Below are 25,818 nucleotides of genomic sequence, written 5' to 3' on the forward strand. Positions count from 1 at the left end.
GTCTATAGCTTTCGTTATTGGTTATATTATTATATAGCTGGATGGCTAGCAATTAGTTTTTGAAAAGAAAAAAGTAAAGCATCAAACGAGATGCTTTACTTAAACTAAACCTTAAACATTACCTATTGCTTCCAAACTTTTTCTGTAACAACATTATTTGCTGTAGTGACCTCTACCATGTATACTCCTCTTACCAAAGTAGAAAGATCAAGTGCAACCTGGTTTCCGGCTGCAGCCTTTATCAATTGTGTTCTTCCGTCAGTATCTATTACTCTTACAGAAATGATAGGCTCAGTAGCTTTCACTACAAGGTCTTTCACCACGGGATTAGGATACAACGTTATCTTTTCATTTGCCAGCTTTACCTGCCTTATTGCTGAATAGGTAAAGCTTCCATCTACGTCCACCATCTTTAACCGGTAGTAGCCTGTACGTATCAACGGGTTCTTATCGGTAAAAGAATAAGTAGTATTAGTAACTGCTGTACCTCTTGCCTGTATAGTGCCGATAGGCGAAAAACTATTTCCATCTATACTTCTTTCTACTACAAAATTTCTTGTATTAATTTCTGAAGTAGTGGTCCAGTTAGTTGCTACTTCTTTGGTGTTAATAGCACGTGCAGTAAATGAAAGCAATGATACAGGAAGTGCACCGCTAACCGGAGCTTCCAGGCTTATGTAGTCGTACATATGATGGCTAACCCATAGCGAGTTAGATGGCATCACCAAAGTAATGGTGTTGCTACCACTACGAAGCCTGCTCATAGGGATGGAGATTTCTTTGTGACTATACTTGCCATAATTAGCCTGGCGGATAAAGGCATTGCCATCGCCATTCTCAGGGAAGTAGGTAGTGAAGGTGCTTGACTCACTGTTTACATAGATCCACTGCTGCGCATGATCTGTACTTGCATAGGCAATGGTAAGGCGTGCATTTCCTGTTGTAGGGATGCCTTGTGGAAGTGTGAAGTTGATACGCCATTTCCATGTGTCACCAGGGGCTCCATTTACATCAGGATATTTAGTATGCGCATAAGGAATCTTGGTTGCCCAATCATTTTGCGCCACATCGTATTCTATGATTGCAGGAAATGTATCCCTGAACTTACGCTCAACGAATCCTTCGCAATAGTCAAACTTACCAAGCCTGAACTCGTTCGCTTTTTTATTAGGAATACCAATCTCCCACAACAGGTTACCGAAGTTTCTTGGTATTGTCCATGTCACATTTCCAATATTGTTGTTCTGCCCTGCAGTTACAGAAATATTATTCAATCGATAATCACCTACTTCTCCATCGGTATAGGCAAAGAAGCTATACGTGCCCGGGCGAATATTAGGAATGGTAAAATTTCCGGCTGCATCAGTCTTAACCCAATAGTGATAGTTCTTGCCTTCGTGCTGCCACTGGTTGTCTGCATTGCTGATGATGGTTAAACCTACCCAGGCATTGGCTCCTGTTACAGTAGGCTTAGCTACATCCGATACGATAAACTTACCAGATACACTTCCTCTTTCATGTGCCAGTGGATATTCAGGTGTATTGGTCAGCCATTTGTAAGGCCATTTAGCTTTCTCTGCTTCACCACGAACCTTAGCAGCGGCCCAATTCTCATCTGCAGTTGGTTTAGAAGTAGTGTAAAGTAGGTAAGGTCCATAAACCTTCTTCCAGCTTTCGCCTTGAGGTATCACGAACGCTTTATCACCATAATGCAATCCATTTAGCAATACATGATTGATGCCCGCTGCAGCAACAAGATCCTGGTGCAAAGGCCCGCCATTTACATATTCCGGGGTGTTGAGCACAACCCATGTTCCAATGTGATTTACATCACTGGCATGACCCCAAACCGGTACATCCCAAAAGGGTGCACTGTATTGGTATTTGCCATCAAATTTACCTGCACGCACACCTGTGTTCAGTTTTACTATTTCTGCAATAGAAGTAGCTGATGCATTGTTGAAATCATAAACAGAAGGCATTTGCCATTTGCGAAGCGAATCAACATAGATCTTTTCGCACAGGTAGTTAGTGCCATCTTGTGCTATCCATTCTACCAGCCTCCACGAGCCAAGATCGAATGCAGGATAATCCGCTTTGTGTTCTAAAATAGAATAAGTATAAAGCGCAGTGTCACCTTTTATAAGCACATAATGCATGTCTGCATCTGCAGGTGTTACCTGCCCAGTGGTAGGGTTATATAAACGTTTTAATGAAATGTCTACAATTGTATCTGTTTCTGTTTTGATGGTGTACACACAGTTGTTCATTGTTTCAAAACCGTACGAGGTTTGAAAATCGTGGTAGGCACCTTTTCTTGATGAACCTAATTGATTTAACTGCTCTATACCATTGTATCTAAGTGAGTTTATATTACCTGAACGCTTTGCTATGTTGGCTGTAATGATGCCATTGCTGAGTACGACAGAATCAGGAAACTCCCTGATCATACTGTTTGGATTTTGAGATATGAGTGCTGTTGTATTGGTGCCATTATATGTGATGGATAATACTTTACCAGGTGTACATGTAAGCCTGCCATCTGCTACCAATGCATTCAGCTGCGCCACTTTATCTCCTGCTATTACCAACTGGCCAATGCCGGAGATAAAGATGCTGCCGCCTGTGCCTATTACGAGGTTGCGTGAAACTTTCACTGATCCTCCGGTGATATTCAGTTGTGCTGAAAGACCTGCACCATTGGCTATTGAAAGATCCATGTTGGAACCGCCAGAACCGGCAGTCAACGAACCTCCAGCCACCGTTACTACTGCGCTTCCGCCATTTGCTGCCAGTACCATTCCATGGCGTGTTGTAAGCGAGCCACCATTGATGGTTACATTGGCGGCCTCCCTGTTTCCTATGTAAGCAATGTTGCGGATGTTGAAATCTGCGGGAGCATTAAGAATAACAGTTCCATTGAGGGAGTCGTTGTTGTAAGGATAAACTGCGCCGTTGCAAATAAAAGTTCCGCCTCCCAATGTATTGATGCGGTCAGGTCGGTAGCTTACGTTGCTCGAGTTACCACCGTTCAATGTACAGGTATTGGGATTGCCTGCACCTATCCGTAGTCGCCAAGAGTTGAGGCTGGTAAAATTCAGGTTGGTATCGCTCCAGTTATGTTTGTTGAAGTAGTCGCTGCTAACGCCACCGATCCAGTTGGTAACCTGTGCATTGGTTTCATGAAAAGAAAGTAATAGGCTAATGCACGTAAGAATAATCAGGGAGAAGTTTTTCCTCATAGCAAGCAGTTCGTTTTTGATCAATTTTTGAAATAGGTGATAATAGATCAGGTTGAAAGTTGCATTTAAAACCTTCATCCTTCATCCTGTTCTATCCTGTGTTGGTCTGCAGGTAAAAAAGAATATTGAATAATTCAGGATAGTACAGGATGCTTTGGATTTATAACTTCTGGAAATTGTTTGACTTTCATCATCAAAAACGTCATATGAAAAAATTGCTACTCTTACTGGCACTTTCTGCCACAGCATTTATTACACAAGCTCAAACCACCTACTACTGGGTAGGTGCTCCCGGAAGTGCAGGAGCACCCACAGCATGGTCTTCCGGATGGAACACTGCTGCTGATGGTTCTGGTAACCCGCGTACTGCTTCCTCAGGAACAGATATCCTTGTATTTGATGGAAACTCCCTTGCCGTAAAAACCCTTTGGGTAGGAAGTGTTCCTAAAGACTCTGCAGCAGAGTTAAGATTGATCAACGGTGTAACCGTTACTGTAACTACCACAAACGGAAACACGGTAGATGCAGCTGAAAGTGTAGACTATGGTGCGGTATACGGCGGTGCTGTAATACCTGTTATTGCTCCAAACCTTGCAGCTAACTTCAGGCTTGGCGATTACATTACTTCTGGTGCCGGTGGTGCACCTTCACAAGTGTTGGGCTTTAGTGGAGCGGACACTATGTATGTATCTAATGAAGGTAGTGTCAATTCAAGCTTCAATATCTTCAGGGTGCCTACATTGTACATCAAGGGAAATCCTGGATTAACCATTGATGGTACTTCGGTGCTGAATATGGGCGCATCAAGCACTACCACATTAACTTCTTTTGCACTTGTTCTTTCTGCCGGCGCTACAGGATCAGTTTCAGGAAGAATATCTTTTCAAAGCCGTGGCTTAAATGCCAGGGTTTCTGCAGTAAGTCCAATGGCATTAGCTTTTAAAGCAGGAAGCACTGCTACAGCTGGTGCAACAGGTAGTACAGGTGGCTCAAGAGGCTTCCATTTTGGAAATACTTTTGTAACCGGGTCAAGTGCAGGTGGTACTTTAAATTTTATCAATGATGGAGGACGTGTTGTATTCGAAAGAGGTAGTACTTATTCTCATGCAGCACAGCAGAATTCACCACTTGGTACAGCAACATCTATCACGGGAACAACTTCATTAACTTTTGCACAAGCAATTACTTTCCAAACAGGAAGTACTTACCTGCAGACCTATGGCAATGGTTATTTACCCTATTTCTATTCTAATGGTGCATCGTATGCAAACATTGTTTGGAATAACGGTGGTTTCCCTGGAACTACAACGACTACGTTTTACATGAACCCTGTGCGTGTAGATACACTAACGTTCCTAAACCTGGGATCTCCTACAGGTGCAAGTGCTGCTACAAGAATTCCAATCTATGGTGATTACGTAAACAACAGTGCAAGTACCATCACTATACCAAACATGTATTTTGCTGGTAATGGGGTACAGCAAAGGATTGCCGGTACCAATACCACAACAAAGATTGCTAACCTGTTCATTCTTGACTCTGCAAATGTGGTGTTGGAAAGGAACCAGGAAGTAACTACCGGTTTGAACGTATTGGGAACTTTAAATATGAACAACTACAGGATCATTGGTAGTGGTGCAGCAACTAACTTCAACAACTACTCTACTTATAGCAGGGTTTTCAATTCTCCTGCCGGAAGTAACAATGATATAGGTGGAGCAGCAATCACTGCAGGTAGCACCACGATCCACTTGAGGAACATGAACAATACCAATTCAAATATCATTGGTAGTAAGATCACCAGCACAAGTCATCCTACTGCTATCCAGCCGGGTACTTTTATCACCGGTTATTCCGGATCAGGAAACTTTACCATCTCAAGGCCAGCTACTATAACTGCAGACAGTAGCAGTTCTCCTGTTTTGTCTCTTGCAATAGCGCATGATGCAGGTACAGTGGTTGTATCTAATACTGCCGGACTTGAAGGTGCATTACAATCTTTCGGAACTTTCACTTTGGGATCTACAGCTAACTATACTTTCAATTCACCTACTACAACGCCTTTCCCTACAGCGGTGGCGTCACCAGTTTCAGTAGGTAATCTTACTTTGAATGCGAATGTTACTTTGAACAAAGCAGTTACCCAGGTTCGTGGTACACTTGCTCTTAATTCTAACATTCTTACAGTAAGTGCTACCGATACTCTGAGATTGAGTACCTCAAATGCTGTTACTGGTACACTGGGTGCTTCTGCACACATCAATACTATGGTGAATGAAACCAATGGTAATGCCGCTTATGTTGTAGTTGATACAATAAATACAACCAGGACAATTCCTGTAGGTAACAATGGCAGCTACCTTCCTGTAACAATCACGCCTTCTTCTATTAATACTTTTGCAGTAAGTGTAAAACAAGGTGCTACAAACAATGGTATGCCTAATGGTACACCGCTTACTACTTCTGAAAAGGCGAACGTGGTAGATGCGAACTACATCGTTAACCGCTTGGCTGGTGCTGGTGATGCAGTATTGCGTCTTGGTTTCCCTGCAAGCCTTAAGGGTAGTGGATTTGCCGGAATTCAAAATGAGCAGCTTGGTGTAGCTCGTTTCAATGGCACCACATGGGAGGCTCCAAGAGGCGGTGGTGATAACACCATTAATTTTGCACAAGGAGTATTCTCTGAGTTTAGCCCATTCAGGGTTGAGGTTTTCTTGAACGGTACATTACCTGTAAGTATCACCAATGTTTCTGCTGCAAAATCAAATGGTAAAGTAGTAGTAACATGGAAAGTAATGAATGAAGTGAACCTGGATAAATATGTAGTAGAAAGATCCGTTGATGGATTTAACTTCTCTCCAATAGGATCTGTAAGTGCTACCGGTAGTGCTGCTTATTCATTCAATGATGCAATGCCGGCTAACGGAAAGAACCTGTACAGGTTAAGATCGTACAACAGGGACAATAGCTCTATTGTAAGTAAAGTAGTTCTTGTTGACTTTAGCTTAATGGTTAACTCACTAAGTGTTTCTCCAAATCCAATTTCAAATGGTTACTTTACTGTTGGCTTCAAAAACCTGAAAGCAGGAAAAGTATCTGTAAGATTGTTTAACAACAATGGACAACTGGTAATGGATCAACTGGTGGATCATAATGGAAGCAACGACAACCAGCTGATCAATCTTTCATCAAGAGTAGCAAAAGGTATTTACCAACTTGTTATTTCCGATGGAACAAATGCTCAAAAAACTTCTGTTGTTATACAGTAGTTTACAATAATACCCCTGTTATCAAAGGTTGACTGATCAATTCAGTCAACCTTTTTTATAGTACTACATGCTACTGGTGTATTTTTATTTTTCTGAAAAAGTTATCTATGAATAAGATCCGTTTTTTTATTGTTTGCCTGCTATTGCAGTTTTCTACAAATGCCCAGCAAATGATCATTCCATTATGGCCGGCAGGAAACGTGCCCAATTACCAACAAGTCAATGAAGTGGAGAAGAGAGATACAGGTTCTACCATTCATATAAGGAATGTACAGGAGCCAGACATTGCTGTTTTTCTTCCTGCAAAGCGCAATGCAAATGGTATGGCTGTGGTGGTATGCCCAGGTGGAGGCTATAGTAACTTATCGTACGATTGGGAGGGACTGGATGTAGCAAAATGGCTTAATTCAAAAGGCTTTGCTGCCGTTGTTTTAAAATACAGGTTGCCCAATTCTAAAAGTAATGTTGTGCCTCATTTGTCGCCATTATCTGATGCAAAAAGAGCTCTACGAATGGTACGTGCCAATGCTGCACGATGGAATGTGAAGGTTGATAAAATTGGTATCATGGGCTTTTCTGCAGGAGGACACTTAGCTTCTACATTAGGAACTCATTTTGATGCAGGTAATGCAAGTGCTGCAGATTCTGTTGAGCGTTATACTTCGCGTCCTGATTTTATGGTGTTGGTTTATCCTGTTATTTCCATGAGCAAAAGCATCATGCATGCAGGATCAAAAACCAATTTAATTGGCAGTAATCCCACAGCAGAACTGGCAAAAGAATATTCAAATGAATTGCAGGTGACAAAGCAAACGCCTCCTACTTTTCTTATTCATGCTACCGATGATAAAACTGTTCCTGTAGAAAACAGCCTGTTGTTTTTCCAGGCTTTAAAAGACAATGCTGTGCCAGCAGAAATGCATATTTATCCAAAAGGTGGACATGGCTTTGGTTTGGCTTTAGGCAGGGGTTATTTAGAAACGTGGACGGACAGGTGTACTGACTGGCTGAAAGAAATAAACAAATAATTTTATACCGCTGTGCTTTTTATAAAACCTGGTAATTGTACCAGGTTTTTTTGTGCAGGTGTATTGCATAAAAAAAAGACCCCTGTAGAAACAGCGGCCCTAAGATTGCTTGCCATAAAACTTTTAAGACAGCACGTATGCTGTTGTTGTAAAAGTGTAGTATTTGCTTAGTCCAACCATCCTGTACCGTGATGGTTTGTAAGCGGCATTTTCTTTTTATAAAGAGTTTCTCAAAGTGAGGTAGAAATTTACTTTAATATGTTCTTTTGATTTGTTTAAAATCATTTCTGCAGCCTTTTCACCCATCATATTAAAATCAGTTGAAATGGTGGTAATACCTTTCATGATGATCTTCTTTAGCGGTACCTCGTTATAAGAGATCACGCCTATATCCGAACCTATTTCAAAGCCATTATCAACAATGGTTTCTACAAGCGTTACCAGGTCATCCTCCAGCAGCGTTATATAAACCTCTCCTTTTTGCAAGGGATGTTTTTTAATATTATCAATGATGCTCTGGTTGAAGGCATAGTTTTGACAAAATTTGAAAAATCCATTTTGTATTTCTTTTGGATAATAAGTACATGTAGGAAATACAAGATGAAGCGTGTGGTATTTTTTTAACTGCGGAAGAGCTTCTTCCAGCGCATGGTAAATATCAGTTTCAAAGTCTTCGTAAATGGCTCCATAAGTTCCGGTAATGCCTGGAATAATTTTATCGAGCAGTATCAGCTTTTCTTTTGGCAGTGTATTCAATAGCTTATTAGCCATCTCAGGTACTTCCCAAAAGTGCGGCATGATAACATAGTAGTCATAGTCTTCGTTGCAGTTGGTCAGCATTTTTTTAAAGAGCGTCATATCATTGTTGTAGATATAAAAATCTACTGCTGCATAATCACCTAATGTTCCAACCAATGCATCGTAAATGATCTTTTTGTGGGCACTCAGTTTGTTGAAAAGCAGGAAGATCTTTAGCTTCTTATCTACCTCTGCATTCATGATGTAGTAACCTTTGCCGGGCACCGACCCTAGCACCCCACTGCGTTTCAAAAGCTTGTAGCCTTTCTCTACGGTGTCACGTGAAATCTCGAAGTGAAAACTGACTTCGTTGATAGAAGGCAGTACATCTTCTGTTTGAAGTTTTCCTTTTTCAATTGCCTTTAAAATGCAATTGGCAAGCTGTTGATACTTCGGTGTAGCAGAAAAATCGTCGAAGTAGATGTGCTTGAAAACAGGCGAGGCAACCATCATAGTGCAATCTTTAGTGCCTCTAATGTAAGTGATGCAGGCACAAAGAAGGTATAGTGCTTAAAAAAAAATTAGATATCAGGGTCGTGCAGGCAAAAAATGGCATGTTTTGAGGGTTTTGAGGCTGTTTTGGCCGAAACCTGTTTGAACCGCAGATTTTAAAAGTTATACAACAGGCAATGATGGAGGTTGTTTCGGTAATGCTTGTGTGCCATTTTTCCTGTACATATTGCAGCCCCAGCAGTTACCAAGCTGGTCATCATTAACTTTATATGCAATTAGCAAAAATTGTAATTGCTGTATATCAATACAATTTATGAATAACGTACATTGAGCATTCATTAATGTAAAAGCTAGTTAGCCGAACAGACATCATCTTTTTACTGATTTCCAATGTTCGACTTTTGTCGATAACATTTTACTCTATATCCTTCTAAATATGTTGTACAACAATTCGATTGTTTCCAAAGTTGTTCTTGTTACATTTTTGATCAGTTCCTTTTTTGTATCTGCTAATTTGGTAGCGCAGCCATCAAAGCTTGGTGCCATAGTGCCCACAAAAGATGTTCCGGTGCATGACCCGGTGATGGCCAAAGAAGGAGACACTTATTACCTTTTTGCCACCGGCTTTGGAATTTCAGTTTGGTCTTCTAAAGACATGCAGAACTGGCGCAAGGAGAAGCCTGTATTTAGCCAGCCACCACAATGGACGGTGGAAGCAGTACCAACTTTTCGGGGCCATATCTGGGCGCCAGACATCAGCTATCACAATGGGTTGTACTACCTGTATTATTCAGTTTCGGCTTTTGGTAAAAACACTTCATGCATTGGTTTGGTAGTGAATAGAACGTTGGACACTACCTCTGCCGATTATAAATGGATAGATCATGGAAAAGTTATTCAATCTTATCCTGGAGTAAGCAACTGGAATGCGATTGATCCAAATATTATCACAGGTAAAAAAGGAAGACCTTATATGTCCTTCGGTTCTTTTTGGGGTGGACTTCAGCTAGTACCACTAACAGCAGATCGTAAATCGGTGGCCGTGGATACAAGTAAAATGATCACGATTGCCAGCAGGAAAAGTAGCCCTGCAACAGCAAATCCATCGGCTGTAGATGATAACCCGGTTGATGCAGGTGGCAATGCCATTGAAGCTCCTTTCATCTTTAAGAAGGGAGGCTATTACTATCTATTTGCATCCATCGATTATTGCTGTAAAGGAATTAAGAGTACTTATAAAATGATTGTTGGCCGGTCTAAAGATGTGGAAGGCCCTTATTTAGATAAGGATGGAAACAGGATGGATAGAAGAGGAGGTACAATAGTATTGGAAGGTGATGCTGATTGGTATGGAGTAGGTCATAATTCTGTATATACTTTCGATGGTAAGGATTACCTGGTTTATCATGGATATGATGCTAAGGATGAAGGAAAATCGAAATTAAAAATTGATGAATTAGCCTGGAGTAATGGATGGCCATTCGTCAATAAAAAACAAGCTTCAATTACAAATGCAGCATCTTCTAATGTTGCTCAATAATATTTTAATGGTTTAATTAGTTGCTCTTTTTATTGCAAGTAAATTAAACATTAAACCCATCCTTTTTTTATTGCATTTGTAACGAGTGTAGCGGTATTAGGCGAGCTTGTTTTTCGTAACAGGTTTTTGCGGTGTGTCTTTACAGTAAGTTCGCTTATAAATAAGATATTGCTGATCTGTGCTGTATTCATTCCTTCTACCAGCATTAGCAGTATTTGCCTTTCCCTTTTACTTAGTTGCAGTTTCTGCGTTGCATAAATTTCCTTTGGTTTTACATCTATATACGAAGGAGCTCCATTAAGCCCTATAAAAGAAAGAACCGGTGTGCCTTCTTGTTTTAAATGAGAAATATCTGTATGCACTCCAAAGGTCCGCGCAATACCCTCTTTCCTGTTGTACTGTATGGTTACTATCTGCTGTAAAATGCGGATATACTCGCCGTTCTTTTTCTTTACCCTGTAGTCGTGGCGCACTTTGTAATGAGGCACCATATCTTCTGGTTGTGATTGCAGAAATTCCGTTGTTTCATTTTCAAAATTCAGAAAATGAGCCTGGTCGTCGGGATGTATGAGTGAAAGAAATTGGTGAATGGTCATGGTGGCTGGATCATATCCAAGTACATTTTCCATTTCAGGACTTATATATTCAAAGCATCCTTTAGAAACACTAAATATGTAGTAATAATATTCTCCTACATGAAAAAATTGTAAAAGCTTTTTTTGAACTTCTAGCTGGAAGTTCAACTCTTCTTCTTTTCCTTTATAATCCAGCCGTTTCCATATTTTATCAGCTTCATTAAATATGGCAAGATCCATTACAATTGATTTGGTTGTAACATTAAAAATAACAAACAAATCAATTACCCTTACAGGTAGTACTAATTCACTTTTACCTCTTTAAAATATTGTTGGAATATAGAAGCGGTTTTTTCTATTTGTGCTTGTGTAGGTGGATTTACACCTTCTAAACCATATTTCATCCCTAGTGCCTGCCATTTATGAACGCCTAATGTATGGTAAGGCTGAATTTCAATTTTCTGGATGGTCTTGTAATCCTTGAAATATCTTCCCAACTGGTGCAGGTGTTCTTCCTGGTCGCTGTAGCCTGGTACAAGCACATACCTAAGCCACATTGGTTTGCCGCTGGCTTCGCGATGTTGGGCTACACGCAGCGTGGTTCTATTGCTGTGTAAAGTAATGATGTGATGCCATGCATCATCTATATGCTTTACGTCAAGCAAAAGAAGGTCTGTCTCATCAAGCATCTCTTTTACATCGTTATTAAAAATGGTTCCATTAGAATCCAATGCTGTAGTAATTCCTTCCTGGTGCAGCCTTTCAAAAAGTGCTTTTACATGTTTTGCCTGTATAGATGGCTCACCGCCTGAAACTGTTACGCCGCCACGTTTGCCGAAATATGGTTTCTCATCTACAGCCAGTTTTACTATCTCTTCAATGTTGGCTATGCGTCCACCTTTCAGATCGAAAGTATCTGGGTTGGCGCAGAACAGGCACCTGAACTGGCAACCCTGCGTGAAGACCACCAGCCTTATGCCGGGTCCATCGTGCGTGCCGAATGATTCAATGGAGTGTATTCTAAGTGTGTCTGTATCTTTTATAATGGGATCGACTTTTATTCTTTCTACTAATGTGGTGGTCATGGTATAGGTGTGTGTAGTGAGTGATGAGAGATTGTTTATAATGAAGAAGGAGCCTCGCAGCTCCTTCTTCTACAAGTTTTACATTCTTTCGTGGAAGGTTCTTGCTATTACTTCCAGTTGATGTGCTTTAGATAAACGTGTGAAGTTGACTGCGTATCCAGAAACCCTAATGGTAAGCTGTGGGTACTTCTCAGGGTTATTGAATGCATCCTCCAGCGTTTCCCTGTTCAGCACGTTTACATTCAGGTGTTGTGCACGTTTGCTAAAGTATCCATCCAGTAGCGATACAAGATTCTCTACCTGTTCTTCCCTTGTACTTCCCAATGATTTTGGCACCATAGAGAAGGTATTAGATACACCATCCTGTGCATAACAATAATCAATCTTAGCAACAGAATTTAAAGAGGCGATAGCACCATTTACATCTCTTCCGTGCATTGGATTTGCACCCGGAGCAAATGCCTCACCGGCTTTTCTGCCGTCAGGTGTTGCGCCTGTTTTTTTACCATACATAACATTAGATGTAATGGTAAGAAGAGACAAGGTAGGCACTGCATTTTTATAGCACTTGTGGCTGTTCAGTTCATCAAAGAAGAACTTAGCTACTTCCTGTGCTATGCTGTCTACACGATCATCATCGTTGCCATACTTAGGATAATCTCCTTCAGTTTCAAAATCTACAGTAAGGCCTTGTTCATTACGTACTGCTTTTACTTTAGCATATTTGATCGCTGATAGAGAGTCAGCAATGATAGAGATACCTGCAGCGCCATAAGCTATATCAATACCTGGATCTGTATCTATAAATGCTAACTGTGCTTTTTCATAATAATACTTGTCGTGCATGTAGTGAATGATGTTCATGCTTTTTACATAGATCCTGGCGATCTCTTTCATGGCAAGCTTGAACCTGTTCATTACTTCATCGTACTGCAGGTTGTCAGTCTCTAATGGAGCAATGCCTTTTATAAGTTGAACACCTCCTTCTTCTTCTTTACCTGCGTTTAGCGCCAGTAACAATGTTTTAGGAAGGTTGGTTCGTGCACCAAAGAACTGGATACGTTTTCCTAGTTCCTGGTATGATACGCAACATGCAATACCATAATCATCAGAACCACGAACAGGGCGCATCACATCATCATTTTCATATTGAATGGATGATGTATCGATGGATACTTTAGCACAGAACTCTTTAAAACCTTCAGGCAGGTCTACACTCCATAGTACTGTAAGATTGGGTTCAGGTGAAGGACCGAGGTTGTACAGGGTTTGCAAGAAGCGGAAAGATGTCTTGGTAACCTTTGTTCTTCCATCTTTAAATTGTCCACCTATAGCTTCAGTCACCCATGTAGGGTCACCACCAAATATTTCATCGTAAGCTGCAGGACGCAAGTGGCGTATCATGCGCAGCTTCATTACAAATTGGTCTATCAGTTCCTGTGCTTCTGCTTCTATTATTACTCCTTCTTCCAAATCTTTTTGAATATAGATATCAAGGAAGCCGGAAACATTTCCTAGTGACATAGCAGCACCATCCTGCTCTTTTACAGCAGCTAAATATGCCATGTACACCCATTGTACAGCTTCTTGTGCATTTTCAGCCGGGCGGCTCAGGTCAAGGCCATAAATGTTGCCTAGTTCTTTGATGTCATTCAGCGCTTTTATTTGATCATTAACTTCTTCACGCAGTTTTATTTTGTGTTCCGTCATTTCGCCATCAATAGCTGCTTTGTCTGCTTGTTTAGCAGCAATCAATTTATTGATGCCATACAAGGCTAACCTGCGATAGTCACCAATGATGCGGCCGCGGGCATAATTATCAGGTAAACCTGTGAGGATACCTTTGCTGCGGCATTTCAATATCTCGCTATCGTAAGCAGAGAATACAGCGCTGTTATGATCTTTAGCATATTTGAAAACTTCACGTACACTCTCTGCTACTTTCAATCCTTTTTCTTCTACCGCACCTTCCACTACGCGTATGCCTCCATAAGGCTTCATGGCACGCTTTAGCAGTTCATCTGTCTGAAGCCCTACTATCACTTCCAGTTCTTTATGTATATACCCCGCTGCGTGGCTGGTGATAGTAGATATCTTTTCTGTATCAATGGCTCTGCAACCATTTCTTTCACGCTCTTCTTTCATGGCATCCAGGCATATTTGCCATAGCGCCTTGGTTCTGTCTGTAGGTCCTTCTAAAAAGCTGGCGTCGCCGTAGTAAGGCGTAACGTTTCTCTTTACGAAATCTTTTACATCAATAGTTGTGGTCCATCTGCCTTCATTGAATTCAATAAGTACATTTTCTTCAGTTGTGAACATGATGATTTTTTTAAAGTAGAAAATTAAGCTGGCAAGCAATCGTTGGGGGTAATGCAAACCTACACCTGCTCACATGCGAGAAAGCTGACAAGTGTCAACTGGTTTTATGATTTTGAATAGGAACTGCACCTGCTTCAAAAAGTTCAAATGGATGAGTGTAACTGCAGTGGATTTTTGAAAACTGTTAGATGAGCAATCATGAATAAGAAACTGAAGACGATCATGTTTTCGGTTGACGCTTATTAGCTACCAGTAACTACTTCATGCTGAAATTTGCGGCACTAGTAACAGCATGTTGATGAAAAAAGAAAAGGAGAGAGGTATAGTTCACAAGCTAGGACCGTTGTTGTTAGAGGTAGGAGCACTATTAATGAGTGCTGGTGCCAACACAGAAAGGGTCCGCATTACCATTTCACGAATTGCCAATGCATATTACATCAACTGCGATGTCATGATCACCTTCAGGGCAATTACCCTTACACTAACCAACGGCGACCAGGATAAGATCTTCAGTAGTGTGAAACGCACTACACCTCATGGAGTGAATTTTAAAGTGGTATCTGCTATCAGCAAAATGAGCTGGCAGGTGGTGGAAGAAGATTGGACCATAGAGCATATACAGGAAGAGTTACAAAGGATACAAAATAAATCACATTACCCTGCATGGATAACGGTATTGGTAGTAGGTAGTGCTGGTGCGGCCTTCTGTAGTATAGCCGGTGGTGGAGTAACAGATATGGTCATTGTATTCCTGGCTACTTGTATTGGATTGCTTACGCGCCGCAAAGCAATGGCTATGAACTTCAACCCTTACCTATGCTTTTATTTTGCTGCCTTGGCTGCATCGTTGGTCACAGGCATTTTTTTAAAAACAGGCATAGTAGCCAATAAGGAATATGCTTTTGTAACTGCAATCCTATTCCTGGTGCCGGGCGTTCCGCTTATCAATTCATTTTCTGATGTGATAGATGGCAACCTGCAAAATGCCATCATTCGCGGGTTCCACGGGTTGATTATATCATTTACTATAGCACTGGGTTTGCTAACCGCTATGTTCTTATATCATTAACCTATGGATGTGTTTTATTACATACAGATGTTCTTAAGTTTTGGAATAGCCGCTACTGGTTTTGCTATCCTATTCAATGTTCCTAAACGCACTTTGCCTACTATATTTTTTATAGCAGCCTTTGCAGGTCTTATAAAAATGATGATGATACAGCACGGCTACAACCTGGTAGTTGCTACGTTCTCTGCATCACTTTTTATAGGATTTGTTTGTATACCTATTGCGCATTTACAGCATGCACCTCCACTTGTTTTTTCTATACCATCGGTTATCCCTTTGGTGCCTGGTGTGCTTGCTTTCAGGATGATGGTAGGTATAATACAATTGTCTGGAGATATGGAAGCAGCTTCTTATGCAGCTATATTATCAACTACTGTAAGCAATGGTTTAAAGGTGATGTTTGTATTGCTGAGCCTTGCTGCCGGTGTGGCATTGCCAATGTTGCTTACACGCAAAGATTCTGTAAAGCATGTAAGACTACGTAAGAAGCCATTTACTTCTGCAGTAACTGGTGAATAGCCATAGCAACACGCTCACCATCCATGGCTGCGCTAACTATTCCACCAGCATAACCGGCGCCTTCGCCGCATGGGTATAGATTTTTTACCTGTGGGTGTTGTAAAGTAGCATTGTCACGTGGAATGCGTACAGGTGAAGATGTGCGGCTTTCTGTGGCTACCACCAATGCTTCGTTTGTATAATAGCCACGCATTTTTTTGCCAAAGGCTTTAAAACCTTCCTGCAAGCTTTTATGTACTAAAGAGGGTAGAGGTTCTTTAAGATCGGCTGAATGTACACCGGGTAGATAACTGCAATCTGGCAGAGAGGCAGATACTTTATTTGTACAAAAATCAACGAGGCGTTGTGCAGGCGCAACAAATTTTCCACCGCCTGTAGTAAAGCATGCACGCTCTACCATTTCCTGGAAATACATCATGGCAAGTGGCGAGGTAGTGGAGGCTTCTTTTTCTTTCAGATAAGCTTTGAAATCTTTTGATTGTTCCAGGTCTTTGTGCTCTATGCTTACCACCATACCACTGTTAGCATAGGGGTTGTTGCGTTTGCTGGGGCTCCAGCCATTTACCACCAACTCTCTCGGATTGGTAGCTGCAGGTGCAATGATGCCGCCGGGGCACATGCAAAAACTAAAGACACCGCGGCCTTCTACCTGTTGCACCAGGCTATACGATGCAGGTGGTAAATATTCGCCGCGGCTGCTGCAGTGGTATTGTATACTATCAATGATAGCCTGCGGATGTTCTATGCGTACACCCAAAGCAAAAGGCTTGGCTTCTATTAGTACCTGCTTGTTATCTAACAGTTCAAAAATATCGCGGGCTGAATGACCGGTAGCTAGTATAACTGCATCAGCATGTATGCTATCACCGTCAGCAGTTACCACTCCTTTAATAGTTGTGTTATCTAATACAAGATCTACCACCTTCTTCTCGAACAAGAACTGGCCGCCGCTATCTATTACCTGCTGTCGCATGGCTGTTATGATCTGCGGTAGTTTGTTAGTGCCAATATGAGGATGTGCTTCTATTAAGATCTTTTCATCAGCACCGAACTGCACAAATAAGTTGAGGATGCGGTTGATATCGCCGCGCTTGTTGCTGCGGGTATACAACTTGCCATCGCTGTATGTACCGGCACCGCCTTCGCCAAAGCAGTAGTTGCTCTCAGGGTTTACTTCACCTTCTTTATTCAATGCAGCCAGGTCGCGGCGGCGAGAACGAACATCTTTTCCTCGTTCTAAAACGATGGGTTGTATACCAAGTTCTATCAATCGTAAAGCTGCAAATATTCCTGCAGGTCCGGCACCTATTACTATGGCTTTATTAGCAGCTTTACTAACATCAGGGAACGCTACCTGGTGATATGCGCGATTGATAAAAGGTTCATTGATGAAAGCTTGTACGGTAAGGTTTATCCATACCTGCCTGCCACGTGCATCTATGCTGCGCTTCAGTAAATGGAAGCCTGTTACGTCAGATGTTTTTTTGCCGGTAGAACTGGCAATATAATGTGTAATAGTGGCATCGTCGGCTGCTTCGTGTGGTAGCAGTTTAAGAGAAAGTTGTTGTTGCATAATGTTAGGTTTTTATCCTAAAAGAACATGCTATAAAGCTGTAAGAAATGTACCAGCGCTTCCTAGAAATTGCAACCTACGCCTCAACCAGTGATATACAAGATGAACGGAGCGTCGCAACAATGTTCAACAAGCGATGTACAGCTTATTATAAAATTAAAACAACAGGTAAGAGCCTTACCTGTTGCTATACTTTTTTTAAGAAGAATTAAAATGGAAGATCGTCCACTACATCAGCAGGTGGAATATCGTTATAGTTCACTTCATGTCCATTGTCCTGTCCAAGTTTAATGCTTTCCATGCGCCATGCATCCAGGTTGGTGATGTAGTTGGTTCTGCCATCTTTCTCCCATTTGCTTCCTTTGATGTTGAACTGGATTTTCACTTCATCGCCTATATTGAACCTATCGGGCATCGTCGTTTTATCTTGCACACACTGGAACTTTATGAAACTGGTGAATGTTTTTCCATTGCCACTGTCTGTTTTCTCAATTACAAATTCTCTTGTTTTAAAATTTTCGCTTCGCTGAACGGTATCAAACCTGGCAACCAGCTTCCCTGTTATTTCGTACGACATTATAATTATTTGCGGCAAAAGTATTGTTTTCGGGTATCAGTAAAACTTAAAAAGGCGTTACAGTAAAGGCCACACTTCTTTATGGAATATTATGACCAAATGGGGGAATAGAATGTTGTGATGAGGATGCTGGAAGAAAGCCCAAGTTGCTGTATTGAATGTGTTGTTGTTTGGTTTTCAGCGGGGGTAGATAGTAGTTTTTTTAGATGCCAACATGCGGTACAATAACTGCTGATTGAATGGTCCGGGTGGCGGCAATAGAACAAACGTGAGAAGAAGTGAAGGATGTGGAAAAGAGGGTTTAGGAGAAGTAGTAATGTGTATTGCAGCACTGGTAAAGGGTACAGCTTTTTGCACGAAAAGTTGCACTCGTAAGGGATTAAATTTTAGCAAAAAAATTTAATGTTCGATGAGCCGTTTTTCAACTGGAATCTTGTGCGCTAATTTGGCTGAAATGCAGTACTGGCGTGGGTTTCAGCGAATGGTTGTAGGGCTTAAATTTTTTTAATCCTGCGCATCATTATACTGTAAGTGCGAGGTAAAAACCAAGCATTTAAAAAATTTTTTTTTAGAGGATAAAGTTTGATATTCGCCGTCCCGCCAAATTTTTTTGTTCACAGATGTGAAGAACTAAAAGGGCAGATAATCCAGTTCTAACATTCATAACTTATATAAAAAAACTGTAGTGATTAACATGGCCAAAACTGCTGATATTGTTTGGAGTAATTGCTTGAAAATTATAAAGGACATAGTAGAATGGCAGCATTACAAAACTTGGTTTGAACCGATAAGGCCTGTAGAACTGAAAGGGAATGTTTTACTGATACAGGTGCCTAGCCAGTTTTTTTACGAATACCTTGAAGAGCATTATGTAAACTTATTAGCAAAGACCCTTAAACGTGAATTAGGCAAAGAAGCCAGGCTTGAGTACCGCATAATGGTGGATAGTGGCAACAACAGCAATAAGCCACTTACTATGGATGTTCCTGCTAATAACCTGAAGACCTATAGCAACAACGAAATGGACTTTCCGCTGGTGATAAACAACCCGGTGAAGAATCCTTTTGTGATACCTGGTCTGAAGAAGATGCAGATAGATCCGCAGCTGAATCCTATTTATACATTTGAATCGTATATAGAAGGTGATTGTAACAGGGTAGCACGCAGGGCAGGTAAAACTGTAGCTGAGAAGCCAGGTGCCAACTCTTTTAATCCACTGGTAGTTTATGGTGGAGTAGGCCTTGGTAAAACGCATCTTGCACAAGCTATAGGTAACGAGGTAAAGCGCCTGCATCCTAACAAGGTTGTACTGTATGTGAGTTCGGAGAAGTTCATCAACCAGTTCCAGGATCACAGCCGTAACAATGCTATCAACGACTTTATACATTTCTATCAACTGATAGATGTTTTAATAATTGATGACGTTCAGTTCTTCAATCGTGCTGAAAAAAGCCAGGACGCATTTTTCGCCATCTTCAATCACTTGCATCAAAGTGGAAAGCAGTTGGTGTTATCATCTGATAAGCCACCTAAAGACCTTGATGGTTTGCAGGAAAGATTGCTAAGCCGTTTCCGCTGGGGATTGAGTGCTGACCTGCAGATGCCGGATTACGAAACAAGAATAGAGATTCTCGATCGTAAGATGCGCAATGATGGTTTGGATATGCCTCGTGAAGTAGTGAAGTATGTGTCATATAACATCAATAGCAACATCCGCGAACTGGAGGGTGCGTTGATCTCTTTGCTTGCACAGTCTTCGCTCAACAAGCGTGATATTGATCTTGAGCTTGCAAAGAAGGTGTTGAGAAACTTTGTGAAGACAAGCAGTAAAGAGATAACTATTGAGACCATCCAGAAAATGGTTTGCGAATACTTTGATGTGCCTTACGATAAGCTGTTGCAAAAAACAAGGAAGCGTGAGATAGTACAAGCAAGGCAGATAACGATGTACCTGGCTAAGGCGTTCACAAAAAATTCTTTAAAGACAATAGGAGAGCATTTTGGTGGTCGTGATCATACTACGGTTATTCATAGTTGCCAGACCGTAAAAGACCTGATGGATACTGATAGTTTGTTTAGAGAGAATGTAATGGAGCTGCAGCAAAAAGTTCAGCTCGCTGCTATGTAAGCATAACCTACTGAAAAAATAAAATATTGATCCTGGCTATATGCCGGGATCTTTTGTTTTAGGAAGTTCTGTCTCATGGTGATGGTATTCTTGAATTATTCATTCGGCTATCATGCATTGTTATTGTAAAGAAATCCACTTTATGTATGGTTGAAAAAACTATCTCAAATTTTTTTAGAAAAAACTAAGAACGATTTGGTTAGTAATAGCATTTCCTCTTATTTTTGCCACCCCTTGAAAAAGGGACCAGGGTTGGTGAGGTGCCTGAGTGGCCGAAAGGAACGGTTTGCTAAACCGTCGTACGGGTTAAACTGTACCGAGGGTTCGAATCCCTCCCTCACCGCTTCACTTTACCGGTAACCAGTTCGGGGCGTAGCGTAGCCCGGTTATCGCGCCTGCTTTGGGAGCAGGAGGTCGCAAGTTCGAATCTTGCCGCCCCGACTTAAAAGCCTCTTCAGAAATGAAGAGGTTTTTTTATTTCCTGCAGTTTCAGACTACTGCATGTGATGGCTCATCACATCTTTCCTTACCACTTACTCATGTATATAGCTTTTGGTAAATATTTGATTGTGGCGTCAGTTCATTCTCAACAGTTTTACGAAAACTAAAACTATATGCAACGATACAACACATTCAAGTTGGTGCACAAAGCGCTGCGCGCCCTATTGTATGATACAGCACTGCTAGTGCAGCAAACAGATTTTGCAGATGCTACGGCAACTGCCGATATTCTCGAAAGGCTGGAATATGTAGTTCATCATTTTGAACAACATGCGCACCATGAGGACAATTATATTCAACCTGCAGTGGCGGCATTCGATCCGCAACTTGCAGCAGCATTTGAAGCTGAACACGAAGAAGACGAAATGCTGGGCAACCAGCTGAAAGCTTTGATAGCTATGTATCGCTCTTTACATACTGCAGCAGAGCGTATCAACTGTGGCTCGGCTATCAGCAAATCATTTGTTGATTTTATGATCTTCAACCTTCAGCACATGGCAAAAGAAGAGAGTGATCAAAACCAGGTGCTATGGCAAAATTACACTGACGAACAGATCATGGACATCAGCCGGCAGATCGTAAGCAAAATACCGCCGGCTGAAATGATGGTATCGGCAAAATGGATGCTGCGCGGCATCAGCAATGAAGATGCTGTGGGTTGGTTGAAAGCTTTGAAATTTGCTGCACCTGTAGAAGTATACAGTGCAATGCTAGAACTGGCAGCCAATGAACTTCCTGTTGATCGGCTAGAAATAATATTGGATGCTATTGATGAAGAAGTATTGGTAGCATAAAAAAACAGCCGCTGATTTTTCAGCGGCTGTTTTCATTTTAGCAATAGAGGCTCCTAATAAGCTGCTCTATAGTTGACGGTGATATTCTTCTGGATGATCTGTTTATTCTCCACAGTGATCTTGTTCAATACGCTATTGCCATCTGTTTCATTAGCAAACCAGCCATCGGGTGTTTCTATAAAAACAGAATAAACTCCCGGCGAAAGCGTAGCCTTGAAGTTTCCATTAGCATCTGTACGCACTTGTTTTACTACAAGTTTCTCTTGCGGCTTTTCATATAATCCCTGTTGATTTCTTTTCACTTCGTTTTCAGCAAGCGCAATGGTTATAAGTACAGAGGTCTGTAGTGGTGTGCCTTTAGGAAGTGTTACTCCGGGACCCGGCATCATGTTGCCAGATACTTCTACCACCTTACCTTCTACACCCTGGCGGGCAGTAGTGCAAGCCCCTGCAAAGGCAATTGTGAAGCAAGCAAACATCAGTTTTAGCATATCCATATTAAAATATTTTATAGTTACAGGTGTGGCGGCGGAAGGTAATTAAATTCTATCTTACGCACGTTTCTTTATAACCTAGCACATGTTTAAATACCTAAGCCCCTGTTTGTTGGCTACATGCCTGTTAACTTTTTCAAGTTCAGTTCAGAGCCAGCAACCCACCAAGTCAAAACTGTTTACCGATCATCTTCAAAGTGAATTCCGAAAGGATACAACAAAAGCTTACCAGTTTGCCCGCAGGAACAATTTGCCTATCGTTCAGCATAAGAATGGTAATACAATTCGCTTAGTTCGCCTTGCACCAAATGGCCTGCCTGAATATGTAAGTACAGAGAGTAACGTGAATGCAGCCCACACTACAGGTACCAGCGCACTATGGACAGGTGGTATCTCAGGATTGAATTTATCGGGAGTTGGTACAGCCGGCAACCTGATGAACAAAATGGCCGTATGGGATGGTGGCGTGGTTAGAACTACACACGATGAATTAATTGGCAGAGTTACAATGATGGATAATGCTGCTACATTAAGCGATCACGCAACACACGTAGCAGGAACCATGATAGGACGTGGTGTAAATGCTGCAGCTCGTGGAATGGCACATGGCGCCACAGGCATCTATGCATTTGACTTCAATAATGCAGAGGCTGAAATGAATAGCTATGGTAACTCCTTGCTTTTATCTAATCACTCGTATGGCACTATAGCTGGCTGGTATTATAACAACAACCGCTGGGAGTTTTATGGCGAGTGGGAAGCTTTTGAAGATTACAACTTTGGTTATTACAGTTCACAAACACAAATGTGGGACTCAATCTCGTTCAATAATCCTTACTACCTGATGGTAAAATCTTCGGGTAACAACAGGAGCCAGGGAGGGCCGGCTGTAGGTGCCGCCTATTGGCGTCGAAGTTCTGCCGGAGCATGGGTGCAAGTGCCAGCAAGAGAGCCAGGCATTTCATTCAATAATGGTTATGATATCATTTCTACCTATGGCACAGCAAAAAATAATCTTTGTGTAGGTGCTGTGAATGCCATTGCAACAGGATATACGAAACCAGCTGATGTTGTTATTTCCGGCTTTAGTAGTTGGGGTCCTACAGATGATGGGCGTATAAAACCCGATATAGTAGGTAATGGTGTAGGACTTACAAGTAGTGTGGCCACTGCCAATAACAGTTATAGTAACATGAGCGGTACCTCTATGTCGGCGCCTAATGTAACAGGTTCGTTACTGTTGTTGCAGGAGTTGTACAGTAAACTAAATTCTAATCGTTTTATTCGTTCAGCTACGCTACGAGGTTTGGCTATACATACCGCATTTGAAGCAGGAACTACAGTAGGTCCTGATTATAAACATGGATGGGGCTTGTTGAATACTGCCGGTGCAGCTGATGTAATCCGTAATCACCAGAACAATCATGTGCTGGCAGAGCGCCGGCTTGTAAACGGTGCTGATACCACTTTTACTGTTGTTGCTTCGGGTAATGGACCATTGGTAGTTACCATCTGCTGGACAGATCCACCGGGTATGGTTGACTTTGCCAACAGGTACAACAACAGGACACCTAAGCTTGTGAACGATCTTGATGTGAGGGTTACTGCAGGTACCAATGTTTTTCAACCCTGGAGACTGAACCCGGAAGACCCAGAAGCTGCCGCTACTACTGGAGATAACATAAGAGATAATGTAGAAAAGATAGAAATTCCTAATGCTGTAGCGGGTGCTACTTATACCATCAAAATTTCTCACAAAGGAAACCTGAGAAATGCACTACAGGATTACTCTTTACTGATGAGTGGCGTTAATGGAACTGCTTATTGTGCAAGCCAGCCTGCTACTACAGCAGACAGCCGCATTCAAAGCTTTACGTTTGGTTCCATTCTTAATAATGCTCCGGCTGGCTGTACCCAATATACAGATGCTACCAGTCAGACTACCACTGTTGTCCCTATGCAGTCTGTGCCTTTATCTGTAGCAGTGGGTACCTGTGGTGGCGGAAAAGACAAAATGGTGAAAGTATTCATAGACTGGAATGGCAATGGTTCTTTTGCTGATGCAGGAGAAGCTGTGGCTACATCTGGAATATTATCTGGCAATGCTTCTTATTCTACTAATGTAATTGTGCCTGGAAATATAAAGCCAGGTCTTCGTTCACGTATACGTGTTGTGCTCATGGAAACACAAGACGCAACAGCTATACAAGCTTGCGGTACTTATGCAGGTGGTGGTGAAACGCAAGATTATACCATCATCTTTGGTCGTGCAGGCAGCGATGTAGCACCCATTGATATAGCAGGTCTTGACAATGTATGTGGAGTAGATGTACAGCATGTATCGGTACGTGTACAAAATGCAGGTACGGCTACTGCATTCAGCAACAGGATATTTGTTCAGACTGTAGTAAAACAAAACAATGCTATAGTAGCTACACTACTTGATACAATTGCTACTAACCTGATAGCTGGTGAAATTGGTACGCTGGTGCATAAACAAGGCTTTGCTACTTTACCTAATACCACTTATACTTTAGAAACTTCGGTATCTATGGTTGGTGAAGGAAACACAGCAAATAATACAGCTACTAAAAGCTTTACTACCAGGCCGGCTTATGCAGGAAGTTTGTCTGCATCGGGGCAGATATGTGCTGGTGGTACTACTGCCAACTTCTTTGCAAATCCTGCACCTGCGGCTAGCGTGATATGGTACGCGGCGCAGAACGCCACTATTCCGGTAGCTGCAGGAAACAGCACAACACAATCACCGGTGCCAGCTAACTCTACCTTGTTTGCCGGTGCCAACGACTTTGCAGGAAAAATAGGAGTGCCTGATAAAATGCATTACAACGATGGAGGTTACAATGCATTTACACCTGGTGTGGTTATAAGTGTAGGTACGCCTTTGATCATTGAAAGTGCCCGCATCTACACCGGTAATAGCGGAAGGCTTACGTTTCATCTTTTAGATGCTACTACATATAACCTGGTTTCAACGGTTAGCATGGATGTACCTGCTACACTGCCTGTACCTCAGCAGGGTGCTTACAATGTGAACACACCTGATGATGCAGGGATGGTAGCGCCGCTTAACCTAAAAGTGCCTGCTGCCGGTGAGTACATCCTGCGGGTGAATTTTGAGAAAGGTGCTACACTCTTTAGGAACAATCTTATTCCACTGGGAAATGTATATCCAATGACGGTGCCGGGTATCATGTCTATAACAGGGCATGAAGCAGCTGCAACAACAACTGAGGCTTATTACTACTTCTACGACATGAAGATAAGAACCCTGGCATGTCCATCGGGTGCGCCACGAACTGCAGTGGTAGCCAGCCAGCCACTTACTCCTGTTATCAGTGCCAATGGTAATGTATTGTCATCAAGTGCTACTGCAGGTACCATCAGGTGGTTTAGAAACGACACATTGGTTGCAAATGCTACTTCTGCTACCTATACAGCAACGGAGGCAGGTAATTACAAAGTGGAACACGTAGTGAATGGTTGCGTATTCTTATCGCCTGCTTTTGCACATGTGGTTACTTCGGTTACTACTGTTAATGCTTCAGCCATTGATATGCGTGTAACACCAAATCCTTCTGCAGGACGTATGGTGCTGCAGTATACAGTGCCGCTGGGTGCTAAAAATGTGGCTATGCAGGTACTGTCGTACGATGGTAAAGCTGTAGCCAATGAAAAACTTCCATCACGTGCCGGTGCGGTACAACATAATCTTGATCTTACTCATCTTGCTCCGGGTGTTTACCTGCTGAAGGTGTTTATAGATAACAAGCAATACCTGCAAAAGGTGTTGATACAACGATAGAGACTAAATGCTTAAGAGGAGCCGAAAG

At 41.8% G+C, this 25,818-nt stretch carries 16 protein-coding genes and 2 tRNA genes; 10 read left to right on the forward strand and 8 right to left on the reverse strand.

Annotation, left to right across the window (positions count from 1 at the left end):
- Positions 1–122: 122 nt before the first annotated feature.
- A complete protein-coding gene (locus J4N22_RS15045) occupies positions 123–3,242 on the reverse strand; it encodes a polysaccharide lyase family protein (RefSeq protein ID WP_207495919.1) in 3,120 nt (1,039 codons plus the stop codon).
- 206 nt (positions 3,243–3,448) lie between these two features.
- On the opposite strand from J4N22_RS15045, the gene J4N22_RS15050 reads away from it, so the two are divergent.
- The gene (locus tag J4N22_RS15050; RefSeq protein ID WP_207495926.1) at positions 3,449–6,511 is read left to right on the forward strand and encodes a T9SS type A sorting domain-containing protein; all 3,063 of its coding nucleotides are present in this window, start codon (positions 3,449–3,451) and stop codon (positions 6,509–6,511) included.
- A gap of 107 nt (positions 6,512–6,618) precedes the next feature.
- Positions 6,619–7,539 carry an alpha/beta hydrolase gene (locus J4N22_RS15055; protein ID WP_207495927.1) on the forward strand — a complete coding sequence of 307 codons (921 nt, stop codon included), beginning with the start codon at positions 6,619–6,621 and terminating at the stop codon, positions 7,537–7,539.
- 216 nt (positions 7,540–7,755) lie between these two features.
- Here the strand turns inward: J4N22_RS15055 and J4N22_RS15060 are convergent, their stop codons facing one another.
- Entirely contained in the window at positions 7,756–8,790 is a 1,035-nt protein-coding gene (locus tag J4N22_RS15060) for a GntR family transcriptional regulator (RefSeq protein ID WP_207495928.1), read from the reverse strand.
- A gap of 436 nt (positions 8,791–9,226) precedes the next feature.
- Here J4N22_RS15060 and J4N22_RS15065 point away from each other — a divergent pair, with 436 nt between their 5' ends.
- Positions 9,227–10,330, forward strand: a complete 1,104-nt coding sequence (locus J4N22_RS15065; RefSeq protein WP_207495929.1) for an arabinan endo-1,5-alpha-L-arabinosidase — start codon at positions 9,227–9,229, stop codon at positions 10,328–10,330.
- A gap of 50 nt (positions 10,331–10,380) precedes the next feature.
- On the opposite strand, the gene J4N22_RS15070 is transcribed toward J4N22_RS15065, so the two are convergent.
- The 3 genes from J4N22_RS15070 to pflB form a co-directional block, all read right to left on the reverse strand.
- Positions 10,381–11,145: a LuxR C-terminal-related transcriptional regulator gene (locus J4N22_RS15070; RefSeq protein ID WP_207495934.1), complete on the reverse strand. Its 765-nt coding sequence runs from the start codon at positions 11,143–11,145 to the stop codon at positions 10,381–10,383.
- Between the two features lie 62 nt (positions 11,146–11,207).
- Complete coding sequence (gene pflA, locus J4N22_RS15075; protein WP_207495936.1) at positions 11,208–11,990, reverse strand: pyruvate formate-lyase-activating protein; 783 nt, start codon at positions 11,988–11,990, stop codon at positions 11,208–11,210.
- 78 nt (positions 11,991–12,068) lie between these two features.
- A complete protein-coding gene (gene pflB / locus J4N22_RS15080; protein ID WP_207495937.1) occupies positions 12,069–14,309 on the reverse strand; it encodes a formate C-acetyltransferase in 2,241 nt (746 codons plus the stop codon).
- Positions 14,310–14,607: 298 nt separating this feature from the next.
- Here pflB and J4N22_RS15085 point away from each other — a divergent pair, with 298 nt between their 5' ends.
- Both J4N22_RS15085 and J4N22_RS15090 read left to right on the forward strand, forming a co-directional pair.
- The gene (locus J4N22_RS15085; protein WP_207495939.1) at positions 14,608–15,378 is read left to right on the forward strand and encodes a threonine/serine exporter family protein; all 771 of its coding nucleotides are present in this window, start codon (positions 14,608–14,610) and stop codon (positions 15,376–15,378) included.
- A 9-nt stretch (positions 15,379–15,387) separates the two neighbouring features.
- The gene (locus J4N22_RS15090; RefSeq protein WP_207495941.1) at positions 15,388–15,897 is read left to right on the forward strand and encodes a threonine/serine exporter family protein; all 510 of its coding nucleotides are present in this window, start codon (positions 15,388–15,390) and stop codon (positions 15,895–15,897) included.
- Here J4N22_RS15090 and J4N22_RS15095 read toward each other — a convergent pair.
- Positions 15,872–17,470, reverse strand: a complete 1,599-nt coding sequence (locus J4N22_RS15095) for an NAD(P)/FAD-dependent oxidoreductase (RefSeq protein WP_207495943.1) — start codon at positions 17,468–17,470, stop codon at positions 15,872–15,874. The two genes, J4N22_RS15090 and J4N22_RS15095, sit on opposite strands and share 26 nt — an antisense overlap.
- Positions 17,471–17,678: 208 nt before the next feature.
- Entirely contained in the window at positions 17,679–18,047 is a 369-nt protein-coding gene (locus J4N22_RS15100; protein ID WP_207495945.1) for a DUF3127 domain-containing protein, read from the reverse strand.
- Between the two features lie 694 nt (positions 18,048–18,741).
- Here J4N22_RS15100 and dnaA point away from each other — a divergent pair.
- The 4 genes from dnaA to J4N22_RS15120 all read left to right on the forward strand — a co-directional run bounded on the left by dnaA (position 18,742) and on the right by J4N22_RS15120 (position 21,470).
- Positions 18,742–20,175 (forward strand): chromosomal replication initiator protein DnaA, encoded by a 1,434-nt coding sequence (dnaA, locus tag J4N22_RS15105; protein ID WP_207495946.1) that lies wholly within the window; start codon positions 18,742–18,744, stop codon positions 20,173–20,175.
- Between the two features lie 254 nt (positions 20,176–20,429).
- A tRNA-Ser gene (locus J4N22_RS15110) sits at positions 20,430–20,518 on the forward strand.
- A gap of 23 nt (positions 20,519–20,541) precedes the next feature.
- Positions 20,542–20,616: transfer RNA gene (locus tag J4N22_RS15115), tRNA-Pro, on the forward strand.
- A gap of 173 nt (positions 20,617–20,789) precedes the next feature.
- A complete protein-coding gene (locus J4N22_RS15120; protein WP_207495948.1) occupies positions 20,790–21,470 on the forward strand; it encodes a hemerythrin domain-containing protein in 681 nt (226 codons plus the stop codon).
- 53 nt (positions 21,471–21,523) lie between these two features.
- Here the strand turns inward: J4N22_RS15120 and J4N22_RS15125 are convergent, their stop codons facing one another.
- Positions 21,524–21,967 carry a hypothetical protein gene (locus J4N22_RS15125; protein ID WP_207495949.1) on the reverse strand — a complete coding sequence of 148 codons (444 nt, stop codon included), beginning with the start codon at positions 21,965–21,967 and terminating at the stop codon, positions 21,524–21,526.
- Positions 21,968–22,049: 82 nt separating this feature from the next.
- Between J4N22_RS15125 and J4N22_RS15130 the strand changes: the two genes are divergently transcribed.
- A complete protein-coding gene (locus J4N22_RS15130) occupies positions 22,050–25,790 on the forward strand; it encodes a S8 family serine peptidase (RefSeq protein WP_207495950.1) in 3,741 nt (1,246 codons plus the stop codon).
- The last annotated feature ends 28 nt before the right edge of the window (positions 25,791–25,818 follow it).

The organism is Aridibaculum aurantiacum (genome assembly GCF_017355875.1).
Classification (GTDB): Bacteria; Bacteroidota; Bacteroidia; order Chitinophagales; family Chitinophagaceae; genus Segetibacter; species Segetibacter aurantiacus.

What these genes read in the sequence shown, in the direction of transcription:
- J4N22_RS15055 (WP_207495927.1), top strand. Translation starts at nt 6,619, where the DNA reads ATGAATAAGATCCGTTTTTTTATTGTTTGCCTGCTATTGCAGTTTTCT.
- J4N22_RS15085 (WP_207495939.1), top strand. Translation starts at nt 14,608, where the DNA reads ATGAAAAAAGAAAAGGAGAGAGGTATAGTTCACAAGCTAGGACCGTTG.
- J4N22_RS15130 (WP_207495950.1), top strand. Translation starts at nt 22,050, where the DNA reads ATGTTTAAATACCTAAGCCCCTGTTTGTTGGCTACATGCCTGTTAACT.
- pflA (WP_207495936.1), bottom strand. Translation starts at nt 11,990, where the DNA reads ATGACCACCACATTAGTAGAAAGAATAAAAGTCGATCCCATTATAAAA.
- J4N22_RS15100 (WP_207495945.1), bottom strand. Translation starts at nt 18,047, where the DNA reads ATGTCGTACGAAATAACAGGGAAGCTGGTTGCCAGGTTTGATACCGTT.
- J4N22_RS15095 (WP_207495943.1), bottom strand. Translation starts at nt 17,470, where the DNA reads ATGCAACAACAACTTTCTCTTAAACTGCTACCACACGAAGCAGCCGAC.
- J4N22_RS15125 (WP_207495949.1), bottom strand. Translation starts at nt 21,967, where the DNA reads ATGGATATGCTAAAACTGATGTTTGCTTGCTTCACAATTGCCTTTGCA.
- J4N22_RS15060 (WP_207495928.1), bottom strand. Translation starts at nt 8,790, where the DNA reads ATGATGGTTGCCTCGCCTGTTTTCAAGCACATCTACTTCGACGATTTT.
- dnaA (WP_207495946.1), top strand. Translation starts at nt 18,742, where the DNA reads ATGGCCAAAACTGCTGATATTGTTTGGAGTAATTGCTTGAAAATTATA.
- J4N22_RS15050 (WP_207495926.1), top strand. Translation starts at nt 3,449, where the DNA reads ATGAAAAAATTGCTACTCTTACTGGCACTTTCTGCCACAGCATTTATT.
- J4N22_RS15070 (WP_207495934.1), bottom strand. Translation starts at nt 11,145, where the DNA reads ATGGATCTTGCCATATTTAATGAAGCTGATAAAATATGGAAACGGCTG.
- J4N22_RS15120 (WP_207495948.1), top strand. Translation starts at nt 20,790, where the DNA reads ATGCAACGATACAACACATTCAAGTTGGTGCACAAAGCGCTGCGCGCC.
- J4N22_RS15045 (WP_207495919.1), bottom strand. Translation starts at nt 3,242, where the DNA reads ATGAGGAAAAACTTCTCCCTGATTATTCTTACGTGCATTAGCCTATTA.
- J4N22_RS15065 (WP_207495929.1), top strand. Translation starts at nt 9,227, where the DNA reads ATGTTGTACAACAATTCGATTGTTTCCAAAGTTGTTCTTGTTACATTT.
- pflB (WP_207495937.1), bottom strand. Translation starts at nt 14,309, where the DNA reads ATGTTCACAACTGAAGAAAATGTACTTATTGAATTCAATGAAGGCAGA.